Source organism: Kitasatospora sp. NPDC001225, from assembly GCF_053597855.1.
The window spans coordinates 1-3,154 of the sequence record NZ_JBSFJC010000317.1 but is presented as its reverse complement, the minus strand read 5'-3'; the positions used below and the strand labels follow the sequence as shown (position 1 = coordinate 3,154).

General features: G+C 72.6%; 3 protein-coding genes. All 3 read right to left on the bottom strand.

Features of this window, described 5'->3' with window-relative positions; all coding sequences use genetic code 11:
• Window positions 1-158 precede the first annotated feature (158 nt).
• Genes ACWDCZ_RS39800 through ACWDCZ_RS39790 form a run of 3 tightly spaced genes read right to left on the bottom strand, consistent with a single transcriptional unit; the run spans window position 159 to window position 2,969 of the window.
• Window positions 159-836: a hypothetical protein gene (locus tag ACWDCZ_RS39800; RefSeq protein ID WP_449818522.1), complete on the bottom strand. Its 678-nt coding sequence runs from the start codon at window positions 834-836 to the stop codon at window positions 159-161.
• The gene (istB, locus tag ACWDCZ_RS39795; RefSeq protein WP_449818521.1) at window positions 826-1,635 is read right to left on the bottom strand and encodes an IS21-like element helper ATPase IstB; all 810 of its coding nucleotides are present in this window, start codon (window positions 1,633-1,635) and stop codon (window positions 826-828) included. The genes ACWDCZ_RS39800 and istB overlap by 11 nt, the downstream gene beginning before the upstream one ends.
• Complete coding sequence (locus tag ACWDCZ_RS39790) at window positions 1,632-2,969, bottom strand: Mu transposase domain-containing protein (protein ID WP_449818520.1); 1,338 nt, start codon at window positions 2,967-2,969, stop codon at window positions 1,632-1,634. Before ACWDCZ_RS39790 ends, istB begins: the two co-directional genes overlap by 4 nt.
• Window positions 2,970-3,154: the final 185 nt, after the last annotated feature.

Below are 3,154 nucleotides of genomic sequence, written 5' to 3'. Positions count from 1 at the left end.
TGATGAGGATCTTCGAAATTCCCCAGCCCCGATCGGGTTCCCCACTTGCTTGACCAGGTCAAAGGAGTGGGGAGGGTGGGGATCGGGGAGCGCGTGCGTGGGCCCCGCCGACCGAAGGTCGGCGGGGCCCGAGGGTGGACGGCGGGTCAGGTGCCGGGTCAGGGAACCCGTCGCAGCGGGGGCGCTTCGCGCGCCGGGTGGATGACGGGCCGGGCAGCTTCGGGGGTGGCCAGCAGGGCGACGATGGTGATCGGCTGGTCGCAGTGCGGGCAGTTGCGGGTCGCCGCGGGCTCCAGGACGTCACGGACCGGCGTCCGGGCCGGGGGCCTGGCCGCCGGCGGCGGGGGCGGAGGCGGCAGTTCCGCCCGGGCCGGGACGGACGCCGGGGCGGCGACCGTCCTGCGGCGGGCGGGCTCGCCGAGGCGGAGAGCACGGTCCTCGTCGCGTCGGCGGTCGCGCTCACGCTCGGCGGCCTTGCGGCAGCGGGGGCTGCAGTAGTTCTGCCGGACGGTCTTGAGCGCGGTGAACTCACCCTGGCAGAACGTGCAGGCTCGGCTCTCGCGCATCTCCTCGCGGTCGCGGCCGCTGATCCGGCACTCGTGCGAGCAGAAGAACCGCCGGCGGCGGGCGGGTGCCTGGAACTCGTTCTGGCAGGCCATGCACTTGCGGGTGACCATGGTCTTCTCCGCGATGCCGCGGTTGCGGCAGACCGGCGAGCAGTAGACCCGCCTGCTGAACGCCGATTCGAGAGCGAAGGCGGTGTGGCAGATCGGACACTGCCGGGTGAGCTCGGGCCCGTCCTGGGTTTCGGGGGCGTCAACCTGCTCAGGAAGCACGGGAGTTCACCCCCGCCCGGATGTTGTCGACCTTGGTCTGGTGGTTGCGCAGGCGGTAGGACGGGCCGTCGATCCCGGCGACGGCGGCGCGGTGCAGGAGCCGGTCGAGCATCGCGGCGGCGACCGTGGCGTCGCCGAACGCCCCGGCCCAGTCGGCGATCCCGACGTTCGTGGTCAGGATCGTGCTCGACTTCAGATACCGCTGGTTGATCACCTGGAACAGCGCGGACGCGCCGTCCTCGGGCAGCGGGAGGTAGCCGAGCTCGTCCACGATCAGCAGCTTCGGGCCGGCGAAGAAGTTCATGCAGGTCTTCCAGCGGCCTTCCAGCGCGGCTTTGTGGCAGCGGGCGGCGAGGTCGGCGGCGGTGGTGAAGTAGACGCGGTGGCCGGCCTCGACCGCGGCCCGGCCGAGCGCGACCGACAGCATCGTCTTGCCGACGCCGGGCGGGCCGACGAACAGGACGTTGCTCGCGTCGTCCAGGAACCGCAAGGTCGCCAGGTCGCGGATCAGCTTCTCGTCGACGCCGGGCTGGGCGGCGAAGTCGAAGTCCGCGAGCGTCCAGGGCTCGGGCAGGCAGGCGAACCGCTCCCGAGCCGCCAGGCGTCGGGCCTCGGTCGCCTCGACCTCGATCTCCAGCAGCCGCTCCAGCGCCGCGGTCATCGACAGCCGCTCGGTGCGGGCCTGGTCCAGGACCCGGTTCAACGCCTCGGCGGCGTTGTTCAGCTTCAGGTAGGACAGGTGCCCCTTCAACTGCTGGAAGCGCCTGGCCTCGCTCATCTGCATCGGTGACGTGCTCACTCCCCGTGGTCCTCCTCGGGTGTCGGTGCGGTCCGCAGCCGGTCGGCCACGGCGGCGTAGTGGGAAAGATCGATGACGACCCGCTCCGCGGACGCGGAACTGGTCCCGGTCCCACGCAGGCGCTCGGCCTCGGCGAGAGCGGCCTCCGACGGCGGCCGGCGGACCTTGCTCTTGCAGGGCGCCCGGTCGGAGAACGACGCCAGCACCGCGCGCTCCAACGCGATCACGTGCCCGGCGTCGCGGACGGTCTGCCCGGCCCCGCCCGGCGCCCGCCGGTGCTTGGCGACCACCGCCCGGCCGGCCGTGAGGACGTGCAGGTAGTCCTCGCCGAGGCGGTGCAGCACCCTCACCTGAGCGCCGGGCAGGCCCGGAGGGACGGAGTACTGGTTGCCGTCGAAGGAGACCAGGCCCTGCGGGCTCACCGTCCGCTCGACCTCCAGCTCGGCCGGGAACGGCCGGGTCGGGACCTCCAGCAGCGGCTCCGCCGCTGCGAGCTCGGCGACCGTCGCCAGCGCGCCGTCGATCCGGCGGCGCCGCTCGTCCATCCGCAGCGCGAGCTTGTCGACGCCGGACTGGGCCTGCACGACACTCAGGGCGTCCGGGACCGTGCGCCACCAGCGTTGCGCCGCCGAATGGTTGGCCTTCTCCACCACACCCTTGCGGTTGCCCCGACGCGAGGGGCAGATGTCGACGCCGACGCCGTAGTACTTCGCGACCGCGGCGAAGGCCGGCACGACCCGGCCGCTGGGCGGGTGGCAGACGGTGGCCATCCGGTCGAAGCGCCAGCGCCGGGCGGTGCCGCCGAGCTTGCGCACCACCTGGTCCAGGGCCTGCACCAGGTGCGGAAAGTCCTCCGCCTCCGCCAGCACCGCCCGCCAGCGGCCCGAGTGCGCGAGCGCGCCGACCAGCAGGTGGGCGTGCGCACCGACGCCCCAGCCGGCCGGCGGGTCGGGCAGCTCCAGCCAGTCGAACTGGATCTCCTCGCCCGGCGGGTGCGCGATCACCGCGACGTCCCGGCCGGTCGCCGCCCTGCAGGGCTCGCAGTGCGGGCGGACCTGGTGGCGGCGAAGGGCCCGGGTGAACGTCGAGTAGGCGCCCTGGTAGCCGAGCTCGGCGACCTCGTCGAACAGCGCCGACGCCCACAGGTGCGGGTCGTCCGCGAGGCGCTGGCGGCAGTAGTCCATGAACGGCACGAAGGCGTCCGGGAGTTGAGCCCGGCGCTCGGGCACCCGCTCGCCGTTCAGGTAGGCCCGGACCGTCTTGCGGTCGCGTCCCAGGTGCCTGGCGATCGCCGAGATCGACCAGCCCTGCCGACGCAGCGCGTGAGCGTCCACGTCTTCCTCCCGCGTCAGCACCAGGGCCCCCGAACAGGCCGAACTCGTTGCGAACGCAGGCTTTCCGACCGGGCACGAACCAACCGGACACGCCGGACAACATCACCCGAAGGGTGGGGAGATCAACTGAGCAGGTTTGGCCAACCTCAGAGCACAGACTGGGGAAATTCAGAGAGCGTCATCAA